The following is a 26,049-nucleotide window of genomic DNA, read 5'->3' on the forward strand; positions in this document are numbered from 1 at the left end:
CAGCCGATAGCGAGGTTATACGGGTGATTTGTAGAGTGTAGTCACGCGCATTTCTCATTGCTGCCCCGAAAATGCGCCGCCCCTCTTTCCCGCGGGCGCTCCCGTAATTCTCCCCTTCATTCATTGGAGATCCGCATGCCGCCCAGTGCCATTGCGTACGCCGAGCTGTACGTCGCGGACGACCGGGACGCCGCCGGCTTCCTCGTCGACAGCCTCGGCTTCGTCCCCCTGGCCGTGGCGGGGCCCGCCACCGGCACGCACGACCGCCGGTCCACCGTGCTGCGCAGCGGTGAGGTCACCCTCGTGGTCACCCAGGCGCTGCGGCCGGACACCGATGTCGCCCGGTACGTGGAGCGGCACGGTGACTCCATCGCGGACCTGGCCTTCACCTGCGACGACGTACGTTCCTGCTTCGACCGCGCGGTCGTCGCCGGCGCCCGGGCGGTGCAGACGCCGACCCCCTCGCGGCGGACGGGCCAGGACGCGTGGTTCGCCACCGTCTCCGGCTTCGGGGAGATCCGGCACACGCTGGTCGCCACCACCGGCGACGGCGCGGCACCGCTGCCGCCCGACCGCGACTGGGCCCTGCTGCCGGCCGCCACGGACCACGCGGGCCCCCGGCCCTTCCTCGACCACGTCGCCGTCTGCCTGGAGGCCGGCACGCTGCGGAGCACCGCCGAGTTCTACGAGGCGGCCTTCGACATGCCCTACTACTCCTCCGAGTACATCGAGGTGGGCGAGCAGGCGATGGACTCGATCGTCGTGCGCAACGCCGACGGCGGCATCACCTTCACGCTCATCGAGCCGGACGACACCCGACTGCCGGGGCAGATCAACCAGTTCCTGACCGCCCACGACGGTCCGGGCGTCCAGCACCTGGCCTTCCTGGTGGACGACATCGTCGACTCCGTCCGCTCGCTCGGCAACCGCGGCGTCGCCTTCCTGCGCACCCCGGGCGCCTACTACGACCTGCTCACCGAGCGGGTCGGCGCCATGGCCGACGCCATCAGCGACCTGCGCGAGACCAACGTCCTCGCGGACCGCGACGAGTGGGGCTACCTGCTGCAGATCTTCACCCGCTCGCCCTACCCGCGCGGCACGCTCTTCTACGAGTACATCCAGCGCAACGGAGCCCGCGGCTTCGGCAGTTCCAACATCAAGGCGCTCTACGAGGCCGTCGAGAGGGAGCGGGAAGTGGCCGGTCGATGACGTCCGCCACCCGCGGGCCCGCCGGCGCCGCCTTCGGGGAGCCGGATCCGGAGCCGCTCACGCTCGACGACTTCGCCCGGCTCGCGCGCCGACGACTGCCCCCCGAGGTGTGGGACTTCATCGCCGGAGGTGCCGGACGGGAGCGGACCCTCGCCGCCAACGAGGCCGTCTTCGACGCCGTGCGGCTGCGGCCCCGGGCGCTGCCCGGCGTCGACGAGCCGGACACCACCGTGGAAATGCTGGGCGTCCGGTGGGCGGCGCCGGTGGGCATCGCGCCGGTGGCCTACCACCAACTCGCCCACCCCGACGGTGAACCGGCCACCGCCGCCGCCGCGGGCGCCCTAGGTCTCCCGCTCGTCGTGAGCACCTTCGCGAGCCGGACCCTCGAAGAGGTGGCGCACGCCGCGAGCGCACCGCTGTGGCTCCAGCTGTACTGCTTCCGCGACCACGGCACCACCCTGGACCTGGCCCGCCGGGCGCGCGACAGCGGCTACCAGGCGCTGGTGCTCACCGTCGACACCCCGTTCACCGGCCGTCGGCTGCGCGACCTGCGCAACGGGTTCGCGGTCCCCGCCCACATCACCCCGGCCAACCTGGCCGGTTCGGCGGCGGCCGGCAGCGCCACCCCGGGAGCGCACAGCAGGCTGGCCTTCGACCGCGGCCTGGACTGGTCCTTCGTGGCCCGGCTGCATGCGGTGAGCGGGCTCCCGGTGCTGGCCAAGGGCGTCCTGACCGCGGCGGACGCCGAGGCAGCGGTGCGGGCGGGCGTCGCAGGCGTCGTCGTCTCCAACCACGGGGGCCGCCAACTCGACGGCGTACCGGCCACGCTGGAGGCGCTGCCCGACGTGGTGGCCGCCGTGCGCGGACGCGTCCCGGTCCTCCTCGACGGCGGCGTCCGCACCGGCGCCGACATCCTCGCCGCGCTGGCCCTCGGCGCCCGCGCCGTCCTCGTCGGGCGGCCGGCACTGTACGCGCTCGCGGCCGGCGGCGGCCCGGGCGTACGCCGGATGCTCGCCCTGCTGACCGCGGAGTTCGCCGACACCATGGTCCTCACGGGCCACGCCACCACCGGCACCATCGGCCCGGACACGCTGTCTCCGCCACGTCCGGGCCCGCCACTGCCGGGCTCACCGCCCCCGGGCCCGACCACCGTGCCCCGCACGGCGCCGCACACAGACAGGAGCCACGGATGACGACCACCCGAGCGAGCGCGGATCCCGACTGGTCCCTGCCGCGGACCGCCCTGCACCCCAGCCTCTCCGCTCCGCTGCTCGACACGATGACCTTCCTCAACGAGGTCACCCACCGCTACCCGCAGGCGATCTCCTTCGCCCCGGGACGGCCGTACGAGGGCGACTTCGACGTCGCGCGCGTCCCCGGGTTCATCGAGACCTACCTCGACCACCTGCGCGGGCGCGGCCTCTCCGAGGAACGCGTGCGCACGGCGCTGTACCAGTACGGCGAGACCGCCGGCCAGATCAGGGACATCGTCGCGCGCATGCTCGAAGTCGACGAGGACATGACGGTCGACCCCGCCGCCGTGGTCGTGACGGTCGGCTGCCAGGAGGCCGTCCTCCTCACCCTCCGCGCCCTGTTCACCGGCCCGGACGACGTGCTCCTCGTCGACAGCCCCGCCTACGTCGGCATCACCGGCGCCGCGAGCCTGCTGGACATCCCCGTCGTACCGGTGCCCGGTACCCCGAACGGCCCGAGCCTGGAAGGGCTCGAACGCACCGTCCGGGAGATCGAGGCGAGCGGCCGGCGCGCCAGGTGCCTGTACGTGGTGCCCGACTGCTCCAACCCGACCGGCGTCAGCATGCGCCGGGAGGACCGCACCGCCCTGCTCGACGCCGCGGGCCGGCTGGGGCTGCTGCTCCTGGAGGACAACCCCTACGGCGTGTTCAGCTCGGTGCGCCGCCCCACCCTCAAGTCCCTCGACACCGAACGGCGCGTCGTCTACCTGGGCTCCTTCGCGAAGACCGCCTTCCCGGGCGCCCGGGTCGGCTTCGTCGTCGCGGACCAACCGGTGGCGGGCGCGGCCGGCCGGCCGCCGGGACTGCTCGCCGAGGAGCTGGCCAAGGTCAAGAGCATGGTCACCGTCAACACCTCCAGCCTGAGCCAGGCCGCCGTCGCCGGACTGCTCCTCCAGAACGGCGGTGGACTGCGGTCGGCCAACGAGACCTCCGCACGCCACTACCAGGCCACCATGAAGTGCCTGCGGGACACCCTCGCCGCCGAACTCCCGCCCGGCTCACCGGAGACGGACGGAGTGCGCTGGAACGACCCCGACGGCGGCTTCTTCCTCACCCTCGACGTGCCGTTCGAGGCGGACGAGGCCGCGCTGGACGTCTCCGCGGAGAAGTACGGCGTCATCTGGACGCCGATGCGCCACTTCCACCTGGACGACGCGGGCGACCGGCAGATCCGGCTCTCGTGCAGCTGTCTCACCACCGACCGGGCCGCCGAGGGAGCGGCGCGGCTGGCCCGCTTCGTCAAGGACCGGGCGGGCGCCTGACCCGCCCGGGCCCCTCAACTGCCGAGGTCGCTCCGCGTCACCAGCCCCGCCTCGTAGGCGATGATCGCCGCCTGCACCCGGTTGCGGACCTCCAACTGGGTGAAGATGGCGCTGACATACGTCTTGATCGTGCCCTCGACCAGATGCAGCCGCTGCGCGATCTCCGCGTTCGACATCCCGGCCCCCAGCATGCCGAGGACCTCCTGCTCCCGCTTGGTCAGCAGCATGGTGCGCTCCCCGGACAACTGCGAGCGCGGCGACGGCGCCCGGCGCAGCTCGGTCATCAACCGCCGCGCCACCAGCGGCGAGAGACAGGACCCCCCGGACGCCACGGCCCGCACGCCCGAGATCAGGTCCCGCGGGTCGGACGCCTTGAGCAGGAAGCCGGCCACCCCCTGGTCGAGGGCGCGCTCGATGTACTTGTCCTCACCGAAGGTGGTGAGGACGACCACCGCGGTGTCCGGGTTGGTGGTCCGCAGTTCCCCCGCGGCCGTCAGGCCGTCCATCTCCGGCATCCTGATGTCGAGCAGGGCCACGTCGGGCCGGTGCTTGCGGGCCAGCTCGACCGCCGCACGCCCGTCGGACGCCTCGGCGACCACCTCGATGCCCGGCTCGGTCGTCAGGATGGAGCGAACCCCGGCCCTGATGATGGTCTCGTCGTCGGCGAGCAGTACGCGAATCATCCGATCCTTCCCTGGTGGTCAGAGCATGTCCTTGGCCATCAGGACATCATCCTTGAAGCACAGCCGGTACATCGTGTCGCCGAAGTCCAGGAGACTTCTGCTCGCCCGGTAGTACTCGCACGTCGCGCCGGCCGGCACGGACGGCTCGGAGATGACCGGCGGCGGCTTCCTGATCCGCCGGTCCGGCAGGACCGGCGTCAGCTCGTCACGGGTCTCCCCGACCCGTATCCCGGCGTAGTCCTCGGGGCTGACCGACGTCGTCGCCGAGGTGAAGACGTAAAGTCCGACGAGGAACACCACGATGGCGGCCCCGAGCACCACCGGGATCAGCGCGGCCCGGCGCGCGTCGCGCCTGAGCCGGGCCCGGGTGCGCAGCAGTGCGGTCCGCGAGGCGCTGCGCCACGGCGCGGCGGTCGCGGGCCGGGCCGCGTCGGCCGGGCCGGCCCCGTGGTCCGCGCCCGTGCCGCCGCCGTCCGTGCCGTCCTCCCCGGTGTGCGGCCCCGGGGCGCCGGTCCCGGTGGCGCCGTTCGGCGGCTCGGTGGCCCGCGACGTCGAGGAGGCGCTGCGCGGCAGTCGCGCGTGTACTTCGAAACCACCGGACCGCGGGCCCGTCCGGAGCGTGCCGCCCGCGAGCCGGACGCGCTCGTCGAGGCCGATCAGCCCGGACCCGCTGCCCGTCGCCGGCGTGTCCGGGCCGTGCTCCGGCCGTTCGTTGAGGACCGAGACCACGGTCTCGTCCGCCGTGTGCGTCACCTGGACGGTGATGGGGGCGCCCGGCGCGTGCTTGGCCGCGTTGGTCAGCGCCTCCTGCACCACCCGGTAGGCCGCGAGGTCGGACAGCAGCGGTGTGCCCGGCCGGTCCCGAGCCCCGTCCTCCTGGAACGTCACCGGCGTGCCCGAGAGCTGGAACCGGCGCACGAGCTGGGCGATGGACTCGTGGGCGGGAGTCAGGGAGGGCGTGGGGTCCTCCCGCAGCAGCCCGATCACCTCGTGCAGCCGCTCGGTGGCCATCGTGCACCGCTCGCGCAACTGCCCGACGGACTCACGGTGCTGCTCCGACAGCCCGGGGGCCAGTTCCAGCCCGCCGGCGAGCAGGGCCATCACGCTCAGCTCGTGACCGAGGGAGTCGTGGATGTCCTGCGCGATCCGGGCCCGCTCCTTCATCCTGGCCTGGTCGGCGATGTAGCGCTGGCGCCACTCGAGTTGCTCGGCGTGCTCCCAGCCGGCGTGGGCCAGCGCGGTGCGCTGGCTCCACCAGTTCCCCGCCCACCAGGGCAGCACGCAGGTGACGAACTCGGTCATCAGCAGGCTCAGCCAGTCCTTGGTCTGGGCGACCGTGCCCACGAGCAGGAGTCCGGCCACCGCGACACAGAGGAACACCAGGTGCGCGGGCCACAGCCGGGTCAGTCTGCGGCCCGCGAGGCAGCTGAGCACCACCGTCGCCATCGCCGGCCACAGACTCGCGCCGAACCACGGATAGAAGAGGGTGAGGAGCCCCGCCAACAGCAGAGACAGCAGGGGGGCGGTGCGCTGCACCACGACCGCGGCCGTGATGACCAGGCAGGCGGTCAGCCAGCTGACCGGCGTGGACACCAGCGCCTGGGTACTGAACGCGGAGGGCGCCAGCAGCACCAGGACCAGCACCAGATCGCCGCGGCGGGCGAAAGGGCGCTCGGAGCACAGGACCCGCAGGAGCGATCGGATGCGTCGGCGCACGGCCTGCCATCGGTGCATTCCAGCACGGTACAAGAAGGGTCGCGGCCTGCGGATCTGCCGAAAGTCGAATGCGGTCGTTGCCGATCGCCAGATGTCTTCGGCCTTCTCCTCTCCCTAGCGTTGCACACGTGACTTTGGAAGGAGCCACCAGGCGATGATCACTTTGGACCGACTGACCAAGCGGTACGGCGACAAGACGGCCGTCTCGGACCTCTCGTTCGAGATCAAACCGGGGAAGGTCACCGGATTCCTCGGCCCGAACGGCGCGGGGAAGTCGACGACCATGCGCATGATCGTCGGTCTGGACGCGCCGACGTCGGGGCGGGCCCTGCTGAGGGGCAAGCGCTACGAGGAGCTGCGGCACCCCTTGCGCGAGGTCGGCGCCCTGCTCGACGCCCGCGCCGGCCACCCCGGCCGCTCGGCCTACCACCACCTGCTCGGTATGGCCCGCAGCAACGGCATCCCGGCCTCCCGGGTCGCCGAGGTCCTGGAGACCGTGGGCCTGACCGAGGTGGCGAAGAAGCGCATCGGCTCCTTCTCCCTCGGCATGGGGCAGCGGCTCGGGATCGCCGCGGCCCTGCTGGGCGACCCCAAGGTGCTGCTCTTCGACGAGCCGGTCAACGGACTGGACCCGGACGGTGTGCGCTGGGTCCGCGAGCTGATGCGCTCCCTGGCCGCGGAGGGCAGGACGATCTTCGTCTCCAGTCACCTGATGAGCGAGATGCAGGAGACCGCCGACCACCTCCTGGTCATCGGCCGCGGGAAGATCATCGCGGACGCGCCGATCGAAGAGGTCATCGCGGGCAGTTCGCTGACCGCCGTCCGGGTCCGGACCCCGCAGCCCGACGTGCTGAGGAGGCAGCTGCTGGAGTCCGGACTGCGCGTCGAGCCCGGCGCCGACTCCGCGCCCGACGAGCTCCTCGTCGTCGGCGGCACGCTGGAGGAGATCGGTGACCTGGCGTTCCACCACCGTGTCCCCATCCACGAACTCAGCATGCGCAAGGCCAGCCTGGAACAGGCGTACATGGAACTCACCGCCGCGAGCGTGGAGTACGGCTCTCCCGCGCTCGCCCAGGTCACCGAAGCTCCGGACCACCAGAAGGCGTAACTGGACATGACTACTACTGCAACCGCCCCCAAGCTCGTGGGCCCCGTGAAGGGCGGCGGCTTCAAGGGCGCCGTCGCGTTCGAGTGGACCAAGTTCTGGAGTGTCCGGGCCACTTGGTGGAACCTGACCGTCGGTCTGCTGCTCACGGTGGGCTTCGCCGCCATGGTCGGCGCGTCGGCCGACGCCAGTGCGAAGAAGGGCGTCGACGTCACGATGCCGGCCCCGCACCACGCCTCCCAGGCCTTCCTCATCTCCCAGCTGGCCATCGTGGTCCTCGCCACCCTCGCCCTCACCAGCGAGTACTCCAGCGGCTCCATCCGCACCACGCTCCAGAGCGTGCCCAAGCGTGGCCGGATGCTCCGGTGCAAGACCCTGGTGATCGGCGCCGTCGTGGTCGCCGCGGGCTTCGTCTTCAGCCTGCTGGGCACCTTGGTGGCCGCGCCCCTGATGGGCGAGCACGGCGACTACACCGGCGGCCAGTTGCTCGGCACCGCACTGGGCGCCGGGGTCTACCTCGGGCTCCTCGCCGTGATGGCCATCGGACTCGGCACCGTCCTGCGCAGCGCGGCCGGCACCATCACCACCCTCATCATGGTGCTGCTCGCGCTGCCGCAGCTGATGGGCGTCGTCGGCGCCAAGTGGCTGGAGACCGCCTCCGACTACATGCCCAGCGTCGCCGGCACCGTCCTGCTGACCCAGGACAGCGACCCCTACGGCGGCGGAGTCGCCCTGCTGGTCCTCGTGCTGTGGGCACTGGCCGCCTACGTCGCCGGCTCCGCGGTCCTGCGTCGCCGAGACGCCTAGGAAGTCCGTACTCCGCCCCCCGCGGAACACGAAGGGGCCGCACTCCGCCCGTCGGTGTGCGGCCCCTTCGCCGTGTCCGCGCGAGCGGGGGCCGGCGGGCGATAGCGGTGCGATAAGGGGCCCATAGCGGGCCTCGCCAAGGTGGTGGAGCCGCATCCTCACCCCACCTTGGAGGCCGTTCCATGCGCACCACGACGAAGACCAGGACCACCCTCGCCGTCCTCGGTTCGGCGCTCGCGCTCGGCGTCGCCGCCGCCCCCGCCCAGGCGGCCCCCGCGGACAAGCCGCAGGTGCTCTCCTCGTTCACGCAGACCAGCGCGACCAGTCAGAACGCGTGGCTCGCCGCCAACCGCAACCAGTCCGCCTGGGCCGCCTACGGGTTCGACTGGTCGACCGACGGATGCACCCAGGCGCCCGACAACCCCTTCGGCTTCCCCTTCGACAACGCCTGCGCGCGCCATGACTTCGGCTACCGCAACTACAAGGCGGCCGGCCAGTTCGACGCCAACAAGAGCCGCCTCGACAGCGCCTTCTACGAGGACATGAAGCGCGTCTGCACCGGCTACACCGGCGAGAAGAACACGGCCTGCAACAGCACCGCCTGGACGTACTACCAGGCCGTCAAGATCTTCGGCTGATCCGCGGCACGGGCCGGCCCTCCGGCGGGAGCCGGCCCGATTCCCCGCCGGAGAGGGTCCGAGCCGAGGAGAGGAAGGCGCATGCGCAGCGTCGTCATCGTGGGTGCCGGAGTGATCGGCCGATCCGTGGGGCTCGCACTGCGGCGGCACGGTGTGACCACCTACCTGACCGACGCCGACCCCGAGGCGGCGCTGGCCGGCGAACGGTGCGGCGCGGGCTTCGCCGCGCGCCCCCCGCGCCAGGCCGACATCGCGGTCCTCGCGGTGCCGCCCGACCAGGTCGCCCCGGTCCTCGCCGAGCACCAGAAGCTCGGCACCGCCCGCTGCTACACCGATGTCTCCGGCGTCAAGGTGCCCCTGCACCGTGAGGTCCGGGCCTACGGCTGCGACCTGACCTCGCTGGTCAGCGGCGCCCCCGTGGTCGGCGGCGGACAAGGCCCGGCCCAGCCGCGGGCCGACCTCTTCGACGGCAGGCCCTGGGCGCTCACCCCCACCGAGGCCACCGGGAACCTCGCCCTGAACTGCGCACTGGAACTGGTCGCACTGTGCGGGGCGGTCTCGGTGCTGCTCGCCCCCGAGGCACACGACCGCGCCGTGGCACTCGTCTCGCACGCCCCGCACCTGGTCGCCAGCCTGGTCGCCGCGCGCCTGCTGGGCGGCGACGAGTCGGCCGTACGGCTGGCCGGCCAGGACCTGCGCGACGTGACCAGGACCGCGGACGGCGACCCGGAGCGCTGGGCGGAGATCCTGACCGCCAACGCCGGTCCCGTGGCCGACCAGTTGGACGACTGGGCGGCCGAGGCGCAGGCGATGGCCCGCGAACTGCGGGACGCCGCCCGGTCCGGGGACGCGACCGGCCCGGTCCGGCTGCGGGAGACCCTGCGCTTCGGTGCGGCGGGACGGGCCCGCATCCGGGAGCCGGACACACCCCGGCCCTGAGCCGGGTCAAGGACCAGCGCGCGGAGAGCACCACCTGCACGGACCGGCAACCCCGACGGAAAGGACACCACCATGCGCGGAATCCTGCGCGCCGCGGCTCTCGCCGGGGCCATCGGCGCGGCCGCCCTGCTCCCGCCGACGACGGCCTCCGCCACGCCGGACGCGACCGCGGCACCCGGCTGTGTGACGGACAGTGAGACCGAGGACTTCGGCCGGGGCGAGATCACCGTATGCGTCGACGGCGGCGGCGTGCGCGTGACCGGGTACGTCGAGGACCTCAAGCCCGGCGGCCCCTTCACGGGCGGCGACTCCGGCTGCGTCGCCTGGTCCATCGACTGGCAGACCGCCACCGGAACCGACTCCAGCAGCAGCCACATGGCCTGCCCGCACTTCCCGGGCGGCGAGGCGTACGTCGAGTTCGACTACGACCCGACCGAGTCGGAGTACGGCCCGAAGGACGTCGCCGGTGTGCGGGACACGAGCCTCGCGCTGGTCTTCATGTGACGGCCCTGCCCAAGAGCCCCCGGAAGAACCCCCCGCCGGAAGAACCCCTGCCATAAGAAAGGGGAAAGCGGCGAAGCGGACGACCAAGGTCCAGGCGTGGCACCGTTCGGCCCACGGAGATCGCACAGACTCCTGTCGACCAAGGTCATGAAAGTGCCGTCCCCGCTGTCACCTCGCGGTTTCCCCTCCTAACGTCATCAGTGTTCCTGCTTCCGACGAAGTGAGCGCTGATGACGAAAGTGACCGGAGCCGGCCGTGCGGGACGTCGGTGCGCGGCCCTCGCGGTCGCGCTGCTGCTGGCCGTCGCGCCCTCCTGCGAGGGCGGGCGGAGCGCGGCCGCCGCCCCGGCACCCGAGACGGCCCGGGACGCGCCGGCCCTGCCCGCGCCGACCGGCGCCCTGCCGGTCGGCCTGCGCACGACGCAGTTGAGCGACACCTCCCGGCCCGACCCCTGGAACCCCGACCGGCACCGCGAGCTGACGGTCTCGCTCTGGTACCCCGCACTGCCCTCCCGTGCGCCGCACGCCTCCTACGTCACCGCGCGGGAGTCGGAGCTGATCCTGCGCTTCCACCGGGTGCGCGGCGTACCCGCCGACCTGCTCAGCCGCACCCGCGTCCACGCGCGCCTGGCCCCTCCGCCGCTCGCCGCGCCCGCGACGGGCCTGCCTCTGGTGCTGCTGTCACCGGGCTTCGCACTGCCCCGCACCTCGCTGACCGGACTGGCCGAGGAACTGGCGAGCCGGGGTTACGCCGTCGCCGCCGTGGACCACGCCTACGAGGCCCCGGCCATCAGCCACCCCGACGGCCGCGTCACCGGCTGCCTGGCCTGCGAACGGCGTCCCGAGGGCGCCCGGGTGGCCGCCGTCCGCGCCGCCGACCTCCGCTTCTTGCGCGAGCGGCTGCTCCGGTCGCCCGGCACCGCGGGGCTGCCGCGCCTGGACCCGTCGCGGGTGGCGGTGGTGGGCCACTCCATGGGCGGTGCCGCGGCCTTCGAGGCGCTGCGCACCGATGCGGGCTTCGCCGCCGCGGCCAATCTGGACGGCACCGTGCACACGGCCGGGAAGAGCCCGGTGGACCGGCCGTTCCTGCTGCTCGGCGCGGGCGGACACGGCAGCCCCGGCGCCGACGCCACCTGGGGGCGGACCTGGCGGGACCTGTCCGGTCCGCGCCGCTGGCTGTCGGTGCGCGGCGCGGGGCACCTCTCCTTCACCGACTACGCCCCGCTCCTGGAGCGGACCGGAGCGGCCGGCCCCGAGGTCACGCTCGGCGCGGCGGACGCCCAGCGCGTCACCCGGGAGCTGGTGGTCGCCTACCTAGACGAGCGGCTGCGGCAGCACGGCCCCCGTCTCGACACGGCGGTCCGGCACGCCCCGGAGGTCGTCGACCACGGCCGCTGAACAGCCCGCGGCGGCCGGTGGAAAAACGGATCGATATCGGAAGGAAAGACGGCCCCCGTACCTTGGCCGGAGTCGGCAGGGTCCGCGACTCGCGCAGAGTTCACCCGACGCTCCCGGAAGGAATGAAGACGTGACCAATCCGTTCGAAGACGCAGACGGCCGCTACCTCGTGCTGGTCAATGAGGAGGGGCAGCACTCGCTGTGGCCCTCGTTCGTGGACGTGCCCGCGGGGTGGACGGTCGCCTTCGGCGAGTCCGACCGGGAGGCGTGCCTGGAGTACGTGGAGAAGAACTGGACCGACATGCGGCCCAGGAGCCTCGTCGAGGCGATGAGCGCCGGCAACTGACGCCTGGCGAACGCGACGGCCCGTACCACCCCGGCCGGGGTGTACGGGCCGTTGTCGTGTCCCGGCTCAGTCGGTGAGCGCCGCCCCGCACGGGGTGGCGGCCGTGAGGCAGTGCAAGGCGTGCAGCCGCACCAACTCCTGCCACCGGTAGCGCATCTCGCCCCAGGTGCCGCCGCGGCCCACCGCCTCCAGGAGCTGCGCGTCGACCAGGGTCTCGATCAGGTCCTCGGCCTCCAGCAGGTCCGTGCCGAGCACCTGCGCCGCCTGGGCGGCGTCGAAGTCCGTGTCGTCGAGACGGCTCAACTCCCGGTAGGCGGAGGCCACCCTCGGGTCCAGCTCCCGCATGCTGCGGTCCAGCCGGGCGCGCAGCGAGTCGTCCCCGATGCTGAGTTCCGCCAGCCGGTCGCCCGAGCGCTCCAGGCGGCGGACCAGATCGAGGACCCGCCAGTGCGTCTTGGTGAGCAGCCGGGCCGCGGCGGCCCGCAGCGCGAGGGGGGTGTGCCCGCACAGCGCGGCGAGCCGGCTGGTCGCCTCGGGGGATTCCTCCGCCCTGGCGTCCCGCAGCACACTGGTCAGCGTCTCCCGGGACTCGTCGTCCGACAGCGGCGCCACGCGCAGGCGCAGGGCGCGGTACTTCTGCATCAGCTCGTCCAGGTTGGCCCGGCCGGTGATGAGGACGCAGCACCCGCCGCTCGTGGGCAGCAGATGACGTACCTGGGTGTACGACGAGGCGTGGTCGAGCACGATCAGGACGCGCCTGCCCTCCAGCATCCCGCGGTACCGCTCGGCCGCGTCCGCGGGCTCGGTGGGCAGCGGGCCCTCGGCTCCCAGCTGGCGCAGGAACCGGTGGAGCACCCCCAGGGTGTCGCCCTCCCGGAGGTCGGCGAACAACTGACCGTCGGGAAATCTGTGGGCCGTGCGGTGCGCCCAGTTGACGGCGAGGCTCGTCTTTCCGATTCCGGGACTTCCGGTGATGTAGGCGATGGGGGAGGGATTCTGCGCGGATCCGTCGAGCAGCACATCATCCATCAGCCACTGCTCTCGACTACGCCCGATGAAGTAGGCGTCGCTTTCCGGAAGCTGAGTGGGAACGGTCTGCTGTCTGTCTCTTTGCTGCACCGCTATGCCCGGGACGTCGAGCTGTGGGAATTCGTCCCGGAGGATCGAGTCGTGCAGCGCCTGGAGGTCGGTGCCCAGTTCAAGACCGATCTCTTCGATGGAGTGGCGCATTCCGTCGCGAAATGTCGTCAGCGCCTCCGCACGCCGGCCCGAACGGTACTGGGCGAGCATCAGGTAGTAGCGCAGCCGGTCCCGCAGTGGACAGGCGCCGACCAGTGCCTGGAGTTCGCCCAGCACGGACTGGTGCTCGCCCAGTTGGAGGCGCAGCGCCGTGAGCTGCTCCACGGCCAGCATCCGCTGTTCGTCGAGGCGGGCCGCCTCGGTCTCGGCGAACGGCGCGTAGACGCCGCCGAGCGCGGGGCCGCGCCACAGGGCCAGCGCCTGGCGCAGCGCGTCCGCCGCGGGCGCCGGGCGGTTCTCGGCCGTCAGCTCCGTGGCCCGGGCGACCAGTTGCTCGAAGCGGAGCGAGTCCAGCGAGTGGCCGGTGAGGCTGAGCATGTAGCCGGGCGTGGCCGTGATGATCGTTTCCCGGTCCAGGCCGGCGGTGCGGAAGATCTTGCGCAGAGTGGCGATGCAAATGGCCACCTGAGTGCGCGCCGTACTCGGGGGACGGCCGTTCCAGACCTTTTCTATCAGGGCGTCAAAAGAGACCACCTGATTGAACGAGAGGAGTAATGCGGAAAGCACGGCACGTTGCCTGGGGCCGCCCACGGTAAGCCCTCGGCCGTTCATATTCACTTCGAGCGGCCCGAGCACTCCGAATTCGAGACCGACTGCGGGAAATTCCTTTTGGGAATTCTCCGTACTGCCGATTCCCTTGTGTATCGGTTCTATCAGCCGAAGATTCATGACCTCTTGATACCCCCGCGTCAAGTTGTGCTGATGTCTGCGTGCCGTGACTCTCCGAATCTGATGGGTGTCGGGGACATGAAATCTTCGCGTGGGTCGGGTCAGCCGGGTTCACCGCTGGTAGGGCCCTCGTCGCCATGTCGCTCACCTCCTGATCCGGTCTCTGTGCGTCAGCGGTTCGTGGTCTGCGCGAGTTCCTCACTTCCGTTCGGTGCCGTACGCCCGGGCCCGGTGGCCGGGTGGCAGTGTGAGGGGGATCGGTGCGAATGTCGCGGTCGTGGTCGCCGGCGCGGCGCTGCCTGCGGTTCGGCCCAATGTGACCTGCGTATTTTTACCGTCGTAGCCGGCTCCCCCCTGCCTGCAGTCGAATAATACGGATCTTCTTCAACTCCAACACTCAACTTTCGTCAGGTCTCTGCCCTGGCTTTGGTTAGTGCGGCGTTTCCTATTCCCTCAAGGCTTGGATCCGGCCCCTCGGTCACTCGTCGGTCACCTTCCCCGTGGATAGCCGAAGAATGCGAAGTCCGCTGGTGGCGGCGGATGTCGCGGTGCGCTGCGGCCGACGGGGCCGGGGTGGGCCGGAGGTGTCGCGTCCGGTCGAACCGGAGTGGACTTTGGCTGGATCCGGACGCCCTCGGCGACAGGGAGCCGTACAGACGGAAGGGACGCCCGGCACGGACCGGGCGTCCCTTCCTCTCACCGGGCGGTACGGGGGACGACCGCCCGGTCGCTCACGTGGCGTCGAGCCTGCGCCGCATCCGGGCCCAGACCACCTCCAGCACCAGTCCGGCGACCGCCGCACAGGCGACCGCCGCCCACGGCGCCGTGACACCGACAAGCTTCAGCTGGAAGAACTCCTGGAGCCACGGCACCACCAGCACCACGGCGAAGCTCACCGCCATGGTCAGCACCAGCAGCACCCGCCACCAGGTGTACGGGCGGGCGATGATGGCCAGGGCCCACAGCGCGGTCAGGAAGAGCGCGAGGGTCGCCGCCGAGGTCTCGGCGTCCAGGTTGTCGTCGTACACGGACCGGGCGATCAGGTAGGCGACCGAGGTCGCGGTGGCCGCCAGCGCGCCGGCCGGGATCGCGAACCTGAGGACGCGACCGACGAAGTCGGGCCGGGCACGCTCCTTGTTGGGGGCGAGCGCGATGAAGAACGCGGGGATGCCGATGGTGAGGGAGCCGACCAGGGTGATGTGGCGCGGCAGGAACGGGTAGGGCACCTGGGCGATCACGACGACCAGGGCCATCAGCACCGAGTACACGGTCTTGGTGAGGAACAGGTTGGCCACCCGCTCGATGTTGCCGATGACCCGGCGCCCCTCCGCGACCACCGAGGGCAGCGCGGAGAAGTTGTTGTTCAGCAGCACGATCTGCGCGACCGCCCGCGTGGCCGGGCTGCCCGATCCCATCCCCACGCCGATGTCCGCGTCCTTCAGCGCGAGGACGTCGTTGACGCCGTCACCGGTCATCGCCACCGTGTGGCCGCGCGACTGCAGGGCGCCCACCATGTCCCGCTTCTGCTGCGGCCCGACCCGCCCGAAGATGGAGTTCTCCTCGACGGCGTCGGCGAGTTCCCTCGGGTCCTCGGGCAGGAACCGGGCGTCCACCGGCCGCTCCGCTCCCGGCAGCGACAGGCTGGACGCCACGGCGCCCACCGAGACGGCGTTGTCGCCCGAGATCACCTTCGCCGTCACGCCCTGGTCGGCGAAGTACCGGAGGGTGGCCGGCGCCTCCTGCCGCACCCGCTGCTTGATGACGACGAGCGCGGCCGGAGTGACCGCGTCGGGTACGGCGGCGGGGTCCTCCATGAGCACGTCCAGCGGTCGCGAACAGCGCGCGAGGAGCAGCACGCGCAGCCCCCGCGCCCCGTAGGAGTCGGCGGCGGTGAGCACCGAGTGGCCGGCCGGCAGCATCGTGTCCGGGGCTCCGAGCAGCCATGCCGACTCGGCGCCGGACGGCTCGACGAAGGAGGCGCCGCTCCAGCGCCGCGCGGACGAGAAGGGCGCGGTGGCGGTGCGCCGCCAGTCCTCGGGCGCGGGGTAGGACTCGATGATCGCCTGGAGGCTGGCGTTGGGGCGCTCGTCGGCGGCGCCGAGGGCGCCGAGCACCGCCTCGGCCGGCACGTCCGGCAGCAGTTGCAGGACCTCGTCGATGTCCATCGAGGCCTCGGTGAGCGTCCCCGTCTTGTCCAGGCAGACCGTGTCCACCCGGGCCAGCCCCTCGATCGCGGGCAGCTCCTGCACGAGGCACTGCTTCTTGCCGAGCCGGACCACGCCGACCGCGAAGGCCAGGGAGGTCAGCAGCACCAGGCCCTCGGGGACCATGGGGACGAGACCGCCCACCATGCGGCGGATCGCCTCCGAGAAGTTGTCGTCGTTCACCACGAACTGCGTGATGATCAGCGCGACACCCGCCGGGATGATCGCGTAGGTGACGAACTTCAGGATCCGGTCGATGCCGTTGCGCAGCTCGGAGTTGACGAGGCTGAAGCGCTTAGCCTCCTCGGCGAGCTGCGAGGCGTACGCCTCCCGGCCCACCCGGGTGGCGGTGAACGTCCCCGACCCGGCGACCACGAAGCTGCCGGACATCACCGGGTCACCGGGTTGCTTGACCACCGGGTCGGCCTCGCCGGTGAGCAGCGACTCGTCGACCTCCAGGTTGTCGCCCGAGGTGACCGTGCCGTCCACCACGATCTTGTCGCCCTGGCCGAGGTCGATGGTGTCGTCGATGACGATGTCGGAGGCGCTCAGCTCGACCCGCTGCCCGTCCCGCCAGACGCGGGGCCGGCTCTCGCCGACGATCGCGAGCTGGTCCAGGGTCCGCTTGGCGCGCACCTCCTGGATGATGCCGATCAGCGTGTTGGCGAGGATGACCCCGCCGAACAGTCCGTCCTGCACCGGTCCGACGATCATCACGATGACGAACAGCACGCCGATGATCGCGTTGATGCGTGTGAACAGGTTGCTGCGGACGATCTCGCCGACGCTGCGGCTCGACCGGGCCGGCACATCGTTGACCTGCCCCGCCGCGACCCGTTCGGCGACCTCGGCCGCGGTGAGGCCGCCTCTCCCGCCGACGCGTGTCGTGCCCCCCGGCTCGTCCAACTGGTTCTTCATCCCTGACGCCCTCCCGGGCTCGACTCCGCGCTCAGTTCCGGTCTTGGCTGCGTCCCCCGCGGAGTGACTGTAGGAGCCCGTCATCCGCTGTCACCAGGCACGAACGACGTCTCTTGCGCCTTACTTTCGTCAGGGACGGATCTTGGCCCGGCGGGGCGAAAGCCGATCGATATCGAGGAGAAAGACGCCGCTCCTAGGGTCGTGGCCGCACGTTCGGCGGGCATCGCGTTGGCCCGCGTTCACCCCCACCCGAGGAGATCCCGACGCATGCACGCACAGACGAGCGGACGCCCCGTGGCCGGGGACGACGTGCGGGAACAGCTGGCGGTACTGCGGCGGCACCACCCCGAGCTGCACGCCCTCGCCGACCCGCGCAGGGTCGCCGCCTGGGAGGCGGCCACGGACAACGCCCCACCGCGGCACGACGACTTCGGCGCCGACGGCGAGGGCAGCCGGGGCGTGGAGTACGTGCAGGCACAGACCCTCAACCGGCGGGCCCGCGAGACCGGTATCAGGAAGCTTCTGGGCCTCGCCGGCACCGCCCGCCGCACGCCGGACGGCGAGCGGCCCGTCCTGGTCGACCTGCTGGGCGGGGACGGGCTGGTCCGCAAGGTCTGCGACGACCTGGGCATCGGCGACTTCGACATCCTCACCTGCGACGCGTCCCCCCACATGGTGACGACGGCGTGGGCGGCGGGCGTCCCCGCCCTGCTCCAGCGGGCCGAGCAGCCGTTGCTGCGCGACCGCAGCGTGGACGCCGTGCTCCTGGCCTACGGCTCGCACCACGTGCCGCCCTCCGACCGCCAGACGGTGGCCACCGAGGCACACCGGATGCTCCGCCCCGGCGGGGCGTTCGTCCTGCACGACTTCCTCGTCGGCTCGCCCGTGGACGTGTGGTTCGAGGAGATCACCGACGTGTACTCGGCGACCGGCCACAAGTTCCTGCACTTCACCCGGGACGAGATCGACGGATACCTGGAGAAGGCCGGATACGACCACCGCGAGGTGGTGGAGATCGACGACCCGTACACCGCCGTCGGCGCCACCCCCGAGGAGGCCGAGCTGGAGATCGGCCGATACCTGCTCAACATGTACGGCCTGGTCAAGGTCTTCGAGGGCCGCACCGAGGCCGAGGCGTACCGCTGGGTGGCCGAGACCGCCAAGGCCGTCTTCCGCTACCCGGACACCCCGGGGAGCCTCGCCTCCTGCGAACTGCGCCGGGAGGCCACCGGCGGGTGGCGCGTCACCATCCCCCGGCGCGCCGTCGTCGGCGTGGGCCGGATCTCCTCCGCCGCCGGGAAAGCCGCATGACCGCCCAGGCCGCCGAGCCGCGCACCGCAGACGCACGGGACGCACAGGAGGCACGGGAGGCGGCCGAGGCGGCCCGCGCCACCGTCCCGGACCGCTCCACCGCCGCCGCACTGGCCCGGGAACACGACGTCATCCCGCTCCACCAGGAGTTCCTGGACGACGCCGTCAGCCCCGTCACCGCCTTCTCCCAGCTGTGCGGACCGGACGAGGCGGGCTTCCTGCTGGAGAGCGTGCCGGTCTCCGGCGGGGTGGCACGCTACTCGTACGTCGGCCACCGCCCGGTACCGCTGGACCTGCCCGGCGGCGACCCGCTGACCGCGCTGCGCGCCTTCCTGGCCCGCTCCGCGGCCCCGGTGCACGGACTGCCGCCCTTCCACGGCGGGATCGTCGGCTACCTCGGCTACGAGGCGGCCCGGCACTTCGAGGACCTGCCCCTCGCCGCGGGAGAGCCACCCGGCCTGCCCGAGTCCGCCTTCCTGGCCGCCGACGACCTCGTCGTCTTCGACCACGCCACCCGGCGGATCCTGCTGATGACCCTCTACCGCCCGGCCCTGGAGTCCTACGACGACGCCGTCGCCCGGATCACGCACCTCAACCGCAGGCTCCGCGACGCTGACCGGCCCGCCGGGTTCGCCGGCCGCCCGCTCGCCGACACCGCTGCGGCGGGCACCGACACGGACGGCTGGACCGCCAACCTCACCGAGGCGCAGTTCACCGACCGCGTCGCCCGCGCCCGCGAGCACATCGCCGCCGGCGACGCCTTCCAGATCGTGCTCTCCCGACGGCTCAGCAGACCCCTGCGCGCCGCACCGCTCGACCTGTACCGGCACCTGCGGGCGACCAACCCCTCGCCGTACATGTACCACCTGAGCCTCGGCGGCGGCCGGCACATCATCGGCGCCTCGCCCGAGCTCCTCGTCAAGGCGACCGGCCGCACGGTACGCACCCGCCCCCTGGCCGGCACCCGGCCCCGGCACCCCGACCCGGAGGAGGACCTGCGGCTGGAGCGGGAACTGCTCGCCGACGAGAAGGAACGCGCCGAGCACGTGATGCTGGTCGACCTCGGACGCAACGACCTCGGCCGGGTCACCGAACCGGGCACCGTCCGGGTGGAGCGGCTCATGCGGGTCGAGCGCTTCTCCCACGTGATGCACCTGTCGTCCACCGTCGCCGGCCGGCTCGCACCGGGCCGGGACGCGCTGGACGCCCTGCGCTCCGCCTTTCCCGCCGGCACGCTCTCCGGAGCACCCAAGATCCGGGCGATGGAGATCATCGCCGAGCTGGAGCCCGAGCGGCGCGGCGTGTACGGCGGCGCCCTCGGGTTCGTCGGCGCGGACGGGCTGACCGACTTCGCCATCGCGCTGCGCACCATGGTCGTCGCCGACGGACAGGTGCACGTACAGGCGGGCGCCGGGATCGTCGCCGACTCCGACCCCGCCGCCGAGTTCCGCGAGACACTGCACAAGTCGCGGGCCATGCTCACGGCCGTACGGCGGGCGGAGGCCGGGACATGAGCGCGCCGCGGGGAGCCCGACCGGGTGCCGGGCCACGGGTCGCGGTCGTGGACAACTACGACTCGTTCACCTACAACCTCGTCCACTACGTCGCCGAACAGGGCGGCCGACCCACCGTCTTCCGCAACGACGCCGTCGGCCTCGCCGATCTCGCGGCGTTCGACCTGCTGCTGCTCTCACCGGGCCCCGGCACGCCCGCCGAGGCGGGGATCTGCGTCGAGGCGGTCCGCGAGCTGGGCGCACGGCTGCCGATCCTCGGCGTGTGCCTGGGGCACCAGAGCATCGCCACCGCCTTCGGCGGCTCGGTGGTGCGCGGCGAGCAGGTGCACGGCAAGGCATCGGCGGTGCACCACGACGGCAGCGGCGTCCTCGCCGGCCTGCCCGACCCGTTCACCGCCACCCGCTACCACTCGCTCGTGGTCGCGCCCACCGGTCTGCCGGACGAACTGGTCGTCACCGCCCGCACGGCGGACGGCACGATCATGGGCCTGCGCCACCGCGAGCACCCCGTCCACGGGGTGCAGTTCCACCCCGAGTCGGTGCTCAGCCCCGAGGGCAAGCAGCTGATCGCGAACTTCCTGGAGTGCGCTGATGATTGAGGCACTGAGAACGCTCGTACGGCGGCCCCTCACCGAGAGCGAGGCCGCCGAGGCGATGCGCGTGATCATGCGCGGCGAGGCGACGGCGGTCCAGATCGCCGGGTTCGCGCTGGCCGTGACGGTGCGCGGCGCGTCCGTGGACGACCTGGCCGGCATGGCCCGCGCCGCCCAGGAGTTCGCCACGCCCGTACCGTGCGAGGGTGACCTGCTCGACACCTGCGGAACCGGTGGCGACGATCTGAACACCTTCAACATCTCCACCACGTCCGCGATCGTCGCCGCCGCCTGCGGGGTGCGGGTCGCCAAGCACGGCAACCGCAGCGCCTCCTCCGCCTGCGGCAGCGCCGACGTGCTGGAGGAACTGGGCATCCGCATCGACCTCGGCGCCGAGGAGGCCGCGGCCTGCCTGGACCGCGCCGGGATCACCTTCCTGTTCGCCCCCGTCTTCCACCCGGCCTTCCGGCACACGGCGGGCCCGCGCCGGGAACTGGGCGCGCGCACCGTCTTCAACCTGCTCGGGCCGCTGTGCAACCCCTCGGGTGCCCGGCTGCGCACCCTGGGCGTGCCGAGCCGGGACCTGGTGGAACCGATGACCGAGGTCCTCGACCGGCTCGGCGTCAGGAGCGCCCTGGTCTTCCACAGCGAGGACGGCATGGACGAACTGAGCACCGGCGCGCCGGCCCACATGGTCGAGCTGCGCGACGGCCGCCGCACCACCCACCGCTTCGACCCCGCCGAGTACGGGCTGGCCAGGTCCCGCCCCGGCGACCTGGCCGGCGGCGACCGCGCCGTCAACGCGGCCGTCGTCCGCCGCGTCCTGGCCGGCGAACGCGGGCCCAGGCGGGACGTCGTGCTGCTCAACGCGGCGGCGGCCCTGCGCGTCGCCGACCTGGCCGGCACCTGGCCCGACGCGCTCCGGCTGGCCGGGGCCGCCGTGGACGGCGGTGCCGCCGCCGACCTGCTCGACCGCTGGACCCGCGCCTCGTGGCGGCGCGCCGACGTGGAGGTGCCGGCATGAGCGGCATCCTCGACACCCTCGTCGCCGACGCGGAACTCCAGACGCGACGCCGGCGCGCGGCACGTCCCGAGGCGGAGCTGGCCGACCTGGCCGCCGCCGCGCCCCCGGCCCGGGACTTCGCCGCCGCCCTGCGCGGACCGGGCCTCGGGGTCATAGCGGAGATGAAACCGCGCAGCCCCTCCAAGGGGCCGCTCACCGACGACTACCGGCCCGCCGAACTGGCCCGCGCCTACCAGGAAGGCGGCGCCCACGCCCTGTCGGTGCTCACCCACGAGGCCGGCTTCGGCGGCAGCCCCGAGCACCTGGCCGTCGCCCGCGCCGCCTGCGACCTGCCCGTGCTGCGCAAGGACTTCATCACCGACGAGTACCAGATCCTGGAGGCCCGCGCGCTCGGCGCCGACGCTCTGCTGCTGATCGTCGCCGCACTCAGTCCCGAACGGCTCGCCGAACTCCTCGCCCACACCCGGGCCCGGGGCATGGCGGCACTGGTCGAGGTGCACGACGAGCGCGAGGTGGACGTGGCCCTCGCGGCGGGCGCCGACATCATCGGCGTCAACCACCGCGACCTGCGGGACTTCTCGATCGACCGGACACTGTCGGCCCGGCTGCGCGGGCGGGTGGGCACCGGACGCGTCATGGTCGGGGAGAGCGGAGTCCGCGGCGCGGCGGACGCCCGCGCACTGGAAGGGGCCGGAGTGGACGCGGTCCTGGTCGGAGAACTGCTCATGCGGGCCGGGGATCCCGGTGCCACGATCAAGGAACTGGTCGGATGACGGCGAGCGACACCCACACGACACAACTAGCGGTCCCGGACGGGACCCGGACGGCGGGCGGCGGTGGACCGGCCGCGTGGAGCCCGGACTCGTGGAGCCCGGACTCGTGGCGCGGCCGCCCGGCCGCCCAGCAACCGGACTGGCCCGATCCCGAGGAACTGCGCGGGGTGGAGAACACGCTCGCGCTGCGCCCGCCGCTGGTGCTCCCCGAGGAGATCCTCGACCTGCGCCGCTCCCTGGCCCAGGTCGCGGCAGGGGAGGGCTTCCTGCTCCAGGCGGGCGACTGCGCGGAACGTTTCGGCTCCTGCACCGAGGCCGGGGTGCGCGGCAAGCTGCGGGTGATCCTCCAGGTGGCCATCCTGCTCACCTACGGATCCGGACTGCCGGTGGTGAAGGTGGGCCGCATCGCCGGCCAGTTCGGCAAGCCCCGCAGCCGGCCCACGGAGACCGTCGACGGCGTCGAACTGCCCGCCTTCCGCGGCGACATCGTCAACCGGCCCGAGTTCACCGCCGAGGCCCGCCGCCCGGACGCCGGCCGGCTGCTGAGCGCCTACCACCACGCGTCGGCGGCCCTGAACGTGCTGCGCGCGCTGACCCTGGGCGGCTACGCCGATCTGGGCCAGGTCCACGACTGGAACCAGGAGTTCGTCCGGCGCAGCGCCGCCGGGCAGCGGTACGAGACGGCCGCCGACGACATCACCCGGGCCCTCAGGTTCATGGCCGCCTGCGGCGTGGACACCCGCTCCCAGGCGGCCCTGCACCAGGTGCAGCTCTACACCTCGCACGAGGCACTGCTGCCGCAGTACGAACAGGCACTCATCCGGTACGACGAGAAGCGGCGCGGCTGGTTCGACACCAGTGCGCACATGCTGTGGATCGGCGACCGCACCCGCCGGCTCGACGGGGCGCACGTGGAGCTGCTGGCCGGGGTGGACAACCCGGTCGGCGTCAAGGTGGGGCCGTCCACCGGCGCCGCCGACCTGCGCGAGCTGTGCGAGCGGCTCGACCCGGACCGCGCCCCGGGCCGCCTCGTCCTGATCAGCCGGCTCGGCGCGGGACGCGGCGGAGAACTGCTGCCGCCGCTGCTCCGGGCCGTGCGGGACGCCGGGCACACCCCGGTGTGGGCCTGCGACCCCATGCACGGCAACACCTTCGTCTCGGAGAGCGGCTACAAGACCCGCCGGCTGTCCGACATCACCACCGAGGTGGCCGAGTTCTTCGCCGTGCACCGCGAGGAAGGGCTGCATCCGGGCGGCATCCACCTCGAACTCACCGGCGACGACGTCACCGAATGCCTCGGCGGCGACCTCGACGAGGTGCTGGACACCCACCTGGCCAGCCGCTACGAGACCGCCTGCGACCCGCGGCTGAACGCCGCCCAGTCCATCGAACTCGCCTTCCGGGTGGCGGAGTTCCTGCGCGAACAGCGCAGCGGGGCGTGAGCCGCACTGTCGAAGGTAAGTTCGGCGCCTGACGAACGCCAGGTGTGGCGCGGGAGCCGTCTGCGTAACCTCGGAACGCAGGGGCCTGAATCCCCCGCAGGCCCCGGCGAACCGGCCCGGGGGCGGCGGTCCTCCCTCTGCGGACCGCCACCCCCGGGCCGTCGGCCGGCGACCGGAAGCGTTGTGCCGCCCGCGAGGTCTTCAACCTGGTCAGACCGGTTTCCCGCACCCCCGTGTTTTAGGGGCGTCCGTGAGACGTGAGAGGGTCTGGGGCGTGAGTGAGACACCACCGAACACCCTGCAATACCGCTTTGACGGGCCAGAAGACGCCCCGGTCCTCATCCTGGGTCCCTCACTGGGTACCACATGGCACATGTGGGACCGGCAGGTGCCCGAGCTGGCGCAGCAGTGGCGGGTCTTCCGTTTCGACCTGCCCGGGCACGGTGGCGCCCCCGCCCACCCGGCGGGTTCCGTCGCCGACCTCACCTCGCGCCTGCTGGCCACCCTCGACGGACTCGGCGTGCAGCGCTTCGGCTACGCGGGCTGCGCGTTCGGCGGCGCCGTCGGCATCGAGCTGGCCCTGCGCCACCCCGAGCGCCTCGCCTCCCTGGCGCTGATCGCCGCCTCGCCCCGCTTCGGCACGGCCGACGAGTTCCGTCAGCGCGGCGTGATCGTCCGTACCAACGGGCTCGATCCCATCGCCCGCAGCTCCCCGGAGCGGTGGTTCACCGGAGGCTTCGCCGCCGCCCAGCCCGCGATCACCGAGTGGGCCGTCCAGATGGTGCGGACCACCGACCCCGGCTGCTACATCGCCGCCTGCGAGGCGCTCGCCTCCTTCGACGTGCGCGGTGAACTCGGGCAGGTCGGCGTCCCCACCCTGGTCCTCGTCGGCTCCGACGACCAGGTCACCGGCCCCGCCGAGGCCCGCACGCTGGTCGCCGGCATCCCCGACGCCCGCCTCGCCGTCGTCCCCGGCGCGTCCCACCTGGTCCCCGTCGAGCAGCCCGGAGCCGTCACCGACCTGCTGGTGCGGCACTTCTCCACCGCCTGGCAGATCCCCCACGACGCCGCCACCGGGCAGATCGCCGTCCCGGCCTCGCAGCCGGCCGTCCCCGCCGCCCACGCTGCCGCCCACGCCGCGGTCCCGGCCGCCCACGCCGCGGTCCCAGCCGTCCCCGCGGCCTCCGCCGCCCCCGTCCAGCCGGCGATGGCCCCGCCCCCGCCGCCGGCCGCGCCCGTGGCCGAGATCGCTCCGGCCGTCGTACCGCCGCAGGCCGGCGCTGAGGGGCGGCCCGACCCGTACGACGCGGGGCTCAAGGTGCGCCGCGAGGTGCTGGGCGACGCGCACGTCGACCAGGCGCTGGCGGAGGCGGACGATTTCTCGGGGGAGTACCAGGAGTTCCTCACCCGGTACGCGTGGGGCGAGGTCTGGGACCGTCCCGGCCTGGACCGGCGCACCCGCAGCTGCGTCGCCCTCACCGCCCTGGTCGCCGGCGGCCACCTCGAGGAGCTGCCGCCGCACCTGAGGGCGGCCCTGCGCAACGGGCTCACCCCGGCCGAGATCAGGGAAGTGCTCCTCCAGGCGGCCGTCTACTGCGGTGTGGCGGCCGCGAGCGGCGCCTTCCGGGTGGCGCAGCAGGTCATCAGGGAGGAGACCACGCCGCCGGAGTGAGCCAGCCGCCGGAGTGAGGGCGCGCCGCCGGAGCGAGTCCCGGTGAGCCGGGGGCCGGTGTGCGGCGGCAGGATGGACGCATGAAGCTCATCAAGAAGTCGCACGCCTGTGTCCGCCTCGAGAAGGACGGGCGGACGCTCGTCCTGGACCCGGGCGCGTTCAGTGAGGAGGACGCCGCCCTCGGCGCGGACGCGATCCTCGTCACCCACGAGCACCCGGACCACTTCGACGAGCTGCGCCTGCGCGCCGCCATGGAGGCCGACCCGGCCGCGGAGATCTGGACGCTGAGGTCCGTCGCCGAGAAGATCTCGGCCGCCTTCCCCGGACGCGTGCACACCGTCGGCCACGGCGACACCTTCACCGCCGCCGGCTTCGACGTGCAGGTCCACGGCGAACTGCACGCGGTGATCCACCCCGACATCCCGCGCGTCACCAACGTCGGCTTCCTCGTCGACGGCGGCAAGGTCTTCCACCCCGGCGACGCCCTCACCGTCCCCGGCCACCCGGTCGAGACGCTGATGCTGCCCGTCATGGCGCCCTGGAACAAGATCTCCGAGGTCATCGACTACGTCCGCGAGGTGAGGCCGCAGCGCGCCTACGACATCCACGACGCCCTCCTCACCGACCTCGCCCGTCCGGTCTACGACCGGCAGATCGGCGAGCTGGGCGGTGCGGAGCACCTGCGGCTGGCCCCCGGGGACTCCGCGCGGCTGTGAGGGCCGTGGCGTGTGGCCACGGGGCGGTCGGAGGGCGGCCGGGTCCAGGCGGCCC

At 72.6% G+C, this 26,049-nt stretch carries 22 protein-coding genes; 18 read left to right on the plus strand and 4 right to left on the minus strand.

What is annotated here, in order from left to right; all coding sequences use genetic code 11:
- The first annotated feature begins 135 nt into the window (after nt 1-135).
- From hppD to ACFZP7_RS27810, 3 genes are read left to right on the plus strand one after another with little or no spacing between them, the layout of a single operon-like run.
- On the plus strand, nt 136-1,209 hold the full coding sequence (gene hppD / locus ACFZP7_RS27800; protein ID WP_220672132.1) for a 4-hydroxyphenylpyruvate dioxygenase: 1,074 nt from the start codon (nt 136-138) through the stop codon (nt 1,207-1,209).
- Complete coding sequence (locus ACFZP7_RS27805; RefSeq protein WP_385636460.1) at nt 1,206-2,402, plus strand: alpha-hydroxy acid oxidase; 1,197 nt, start codon at nt 1,206-1,208, stop codon at nt 2,400-2,402. Before hppD ends, ACFZP7_RS27805 begins: the two co-directional genes overlap by 4 nt.
- A complete protein-coding gene (locus tag ACFZP7_RS27810; RefSeq protein ID WP_385636463.1) occupies nt 2,399-3,724 on the plus strand; it encodes a PLP-dependent aminotransferase family protein in 1,326 nt (441 codons plus the stop codon). The genes ACFZP7_RS27805 and ACFZP7_RS27810 overlap by 4 nt, the downstream gene beginning before the upstream one ends.
- A 14-nt stretch (nt 3,725-3,738) precedes the next feature.
- Here the strand turns inward: ACFZP7_RS27810 and absA2 are convergent, their stop codons facing one another.
- Both absA2 and ACFZP7_RS27820 read right to left on the minus strand, forming a co-directional pair.
- Complete coding sequence (gene absA2, locus ACFZP7_RS27815) at nt 3,739-4,407, minus strand: two component system response regulator (protein ID WP_031018098.1); 669 nt, start codon at nt 4,405-4,407, stop codon at nt 3,739-3,741.
- A gap of 18 nt (nt 4,408-4,425) precedes the next feature.
- Nucleotides 4,426-6,141: a sensor histidine kinase gene (locus ACFZP7_RS27820; protein ID WP_385636465.1), complete on the minus strand. Its 1,716-nt coding sequence runs from the start codon at nt 6,139-6,141 to the stop codon at nt 4,426-4,428.
- A gap of 136 nt (nt 6,142-6,277) precedes the next feature.
- On the opposite strand from ACFZP7_RS27820, the gene ACFZP7_RS27825 reads away from it, so the two are divergent.
- From ACFZP7_RS27825 to ACFZP7_RS27855, 7 genes are all read left to right on the plus strand, one after another.
- Nucleotides 6,278-7,231 carry an ABC transporter ATP-binding protein gene (locus ACFZP7_RS27825; protein WP_030968623.1) on the plus strand — a complete coding sequence of 318 codons (954 nt, stop codon included), beginning with the start codon at nt 6,278-6,280 and terminating at the stop codon, nt 7,229-7,231.
- A 6-nt stretch (nt 7,232-7,237) separates the two neighbouring features.
- Nucleotides 7,238-8,035, plus strand: a complete 798-nt coding sequence (locus ACFZP7_RS27830; RefSeq protein ID WP_037821529.1) for an ABC transporter permease — start codon at nt 7,238-7,240, stop codon at nt 8,033-8,035.
- 182 nt (nt 8,036-8,217) lie between these two features.
- The gene (locus ACFZP7_RS27835; RefSeq protein ID WP_019328560.1) at nt 8,218-8,673 is read left to right on the plus strand and encodes a phospholipase; all 456 of its coding nucleotides are present in this window, start codon (nt 8,218-8,220) and stop codon (nt 8,671-8,673) included.
- A gap of 81 nt (nt 8,674-8,754) precedes the next feature.
- Nucleotides 8,755-9,612, plus strand: coding sequence for a prephenate dehydrogenase (locus tag ACFZP7_RS27840; protein ID WP_019328561.1), 858 nt, complete (start codon nt 8,755-8,757; stop codon nt 9,610-9,612).
- A 72-nt stretch (nt 9,613-9,684) separates the two neighbouring features.
- Nucleotides 9,685-10,116: a hypothetical protein gene (locus ACFZP7_RS27845; protein ID WP_385636468.1), complete on the plus strand. Its 432-nt coding sequence runs from the start codon at nt 9,685-9,687 to the stop codon at nt 10,114-10,116.
- Nucleotides 10,117-10,346: 230 nt separating this feature from the next.
- Nucleotides 10,347-11,513, plus strand: coding sequence for an alpha/beta hydrolase family protein (locus ACFZP7_RS27850; RefSeq protein ID WP_385636471.1), 1,167 nt, complete (start codon nt 10,347-10,349; stop codon nt 11,511-11,513).
- A 130-nt stretch (nt 11,514-11,643) separates the two neighbouring features.
- Complete coding sequence (locus ACFZP7_RS27855; protein ID WP_019328564.1) at nt 11,644-11,859, plus strand: MbtH family protein; 216 nt, start codon at nt 11,644-11,646, stop codon at nt 11,857-11,859.
- A 66-nt stretch (nt 11,860-11,925) separates the two neighbouring features.
- On the opposite strand, the gene ACFZP7_RS27860 is transcribed toward ACFZP7_RS27855, so the two are convergent.
- Nucleotides 11,926-13,827 (minus strand): BTAD domain-containing putative transcriptional regulator, encoded by a 1,902-nt coding sequence (locus ACFZP7_RS27860; protein ID WP_385636473.1) that lies wholly within the window; start codon nt 13,825-13,827, stop codon nt 11,926-11,928.
- Between the two features lie 731 nt (nt 13,828-14,558).
- Nucleotides 14,559-16,949, minus strand: coding sequence for an HAD-IC family P-type ATPase (locus ACFZP7_RS27865; RefSeq protein WP_385636475.1), 2,391 nt, complete (start codon nt 16,947-16,949; stop codon nt 14,559-14,561).
- Nucleotides 16,950-17,216: 267 nt separating this feature from the next.
- Here ACFZP7_RS27865 and ACFZP7_RS27870 point away from each other — a divergent pair, with 267 nt between their 5' ends.
- The 8 genes from ACFZP7_RS27870 (at nt 17,217) to ACFZP7_RS27905 (ending at nt 25,994) form a co-directional block, all read left to right on the plus strand.
- Complete coding sequence (locus ACFZP7_RS27870) at nt 17,217-18,260, plus strand: class I SAM-dependent methyltransferase (RefSeq protein ID WP_385636478.1); 1,044 nt, start codon at nt 17,217-17,219, stop codon at nt 18,258-18,260.
- Nucleotides 18,257-19,774 carry a chorismate-binding protein gene (locus ACFZP7_RS27875; RefSeq protein ID WP_366112494.1) on the plus strand — a complete coding sequence of 506 codons (1,518 nt, stop codon included), beginning with the start codon at nt 18,257-18,259 and terminating at the stop codon, nt 19,772-19,774. The genes ACFZP7_RS27870 and ACFZP7_RS27875 overlap by 4 nt, the downstream gene beginning before the upstream one ends.
- Complete coding sequence (locus ACFZP7_RS27880; protein ID WP_050990773.1) at nt 19,771-20,373, plus strand: aminodeoxychorismate/anthranilate synthase component II; 603 nt, start codon at nt 19,771-19,773, stop codon at nt 20,371-20,373. Before ACFZP7_RS27875 ends, ACFZP7_RS27880 begins: the two co-directional genes overlap by 4 nt.
- The gene (gene trpD / locus ACFZP7_RS27885; RefSeq protein WP_385636480.1) at nt 20,366-21,391 is read left to right on the plus strand and encodes an anthranilate phosphoribosyltransferase; all 1,026 of its coding nucleotides are present in this window, start codon (nt 20,366-20,368) and stop codon (nt 21,389-21,391) included. The genes ACFZP7_RS27880 and trpD overlap by 8 nt, the downstream gene beginning before the upstream one ends.
- A complete protein-coding gene (gene trpC, locus ACFZP7_RS27890) occupies nt 21,388-22,164 on the plus strand; it encodes an indole-3-glycerol phosphate synthase TrpC (protein WP_019328571.1) in 777 nt (258 codons plus the stop codon). Before trpD ends, trpC begins: the two co-directional genes overlap by 4 nt.
- On the plus strand, nt 22,161-23,606 hold the full coding sequence (locus ACFZP7_RS27895; RefSeq protein WP_355521519.1) for a class II 3-deoxy-7-phosphoheptulonate synthase: 1,446 nt from the start codon (nt 22,161-22,163) through the stop codon (nt 23,604-23,606). The genes trpC and ACFZP7_RS27895 overlap by 4 nt, the downstream gene beginning before the upstream one ends.
- Before the next feature lie 274 nt (nt 23,607-23,880).
- On the plus strand, nt 23,881-25,278 hold the full coding sequence (locus ACFZP7_RS27900) for an alpha/beta fold hydrolase (RefSeq protein ID WP_385636483.1): 1,398 nt from the start codon (nt 23,881-23,883) through the stop codon (nt 25,276-25,278).
- 80 nt (nt 25,279-25,358) lie between these two features.
- Nucleotides 25,359-25,994, plus strand: a complete 636-nt coding sequence (locus tag ACFZP7_RS27905; RefSeq protein WP_019328574.1) for an MBL fold metallo-hydrolase — start codon at nt 25,359-25,361, stop codon at nt 25,992-25,994.
- The last annotated feature ends 55 nt before the right edge of the window (nt 25,995-26,049 follow it).

The organism is Streptomyces sp. SudanB5_2050, assembly GCF_964272335.1.
GTDB lineage: Bacteria > Actinomycetota > Actinomycetes > Streptomycetales > Streptomycetaceae > Streptomyces > Streptomyces rochei.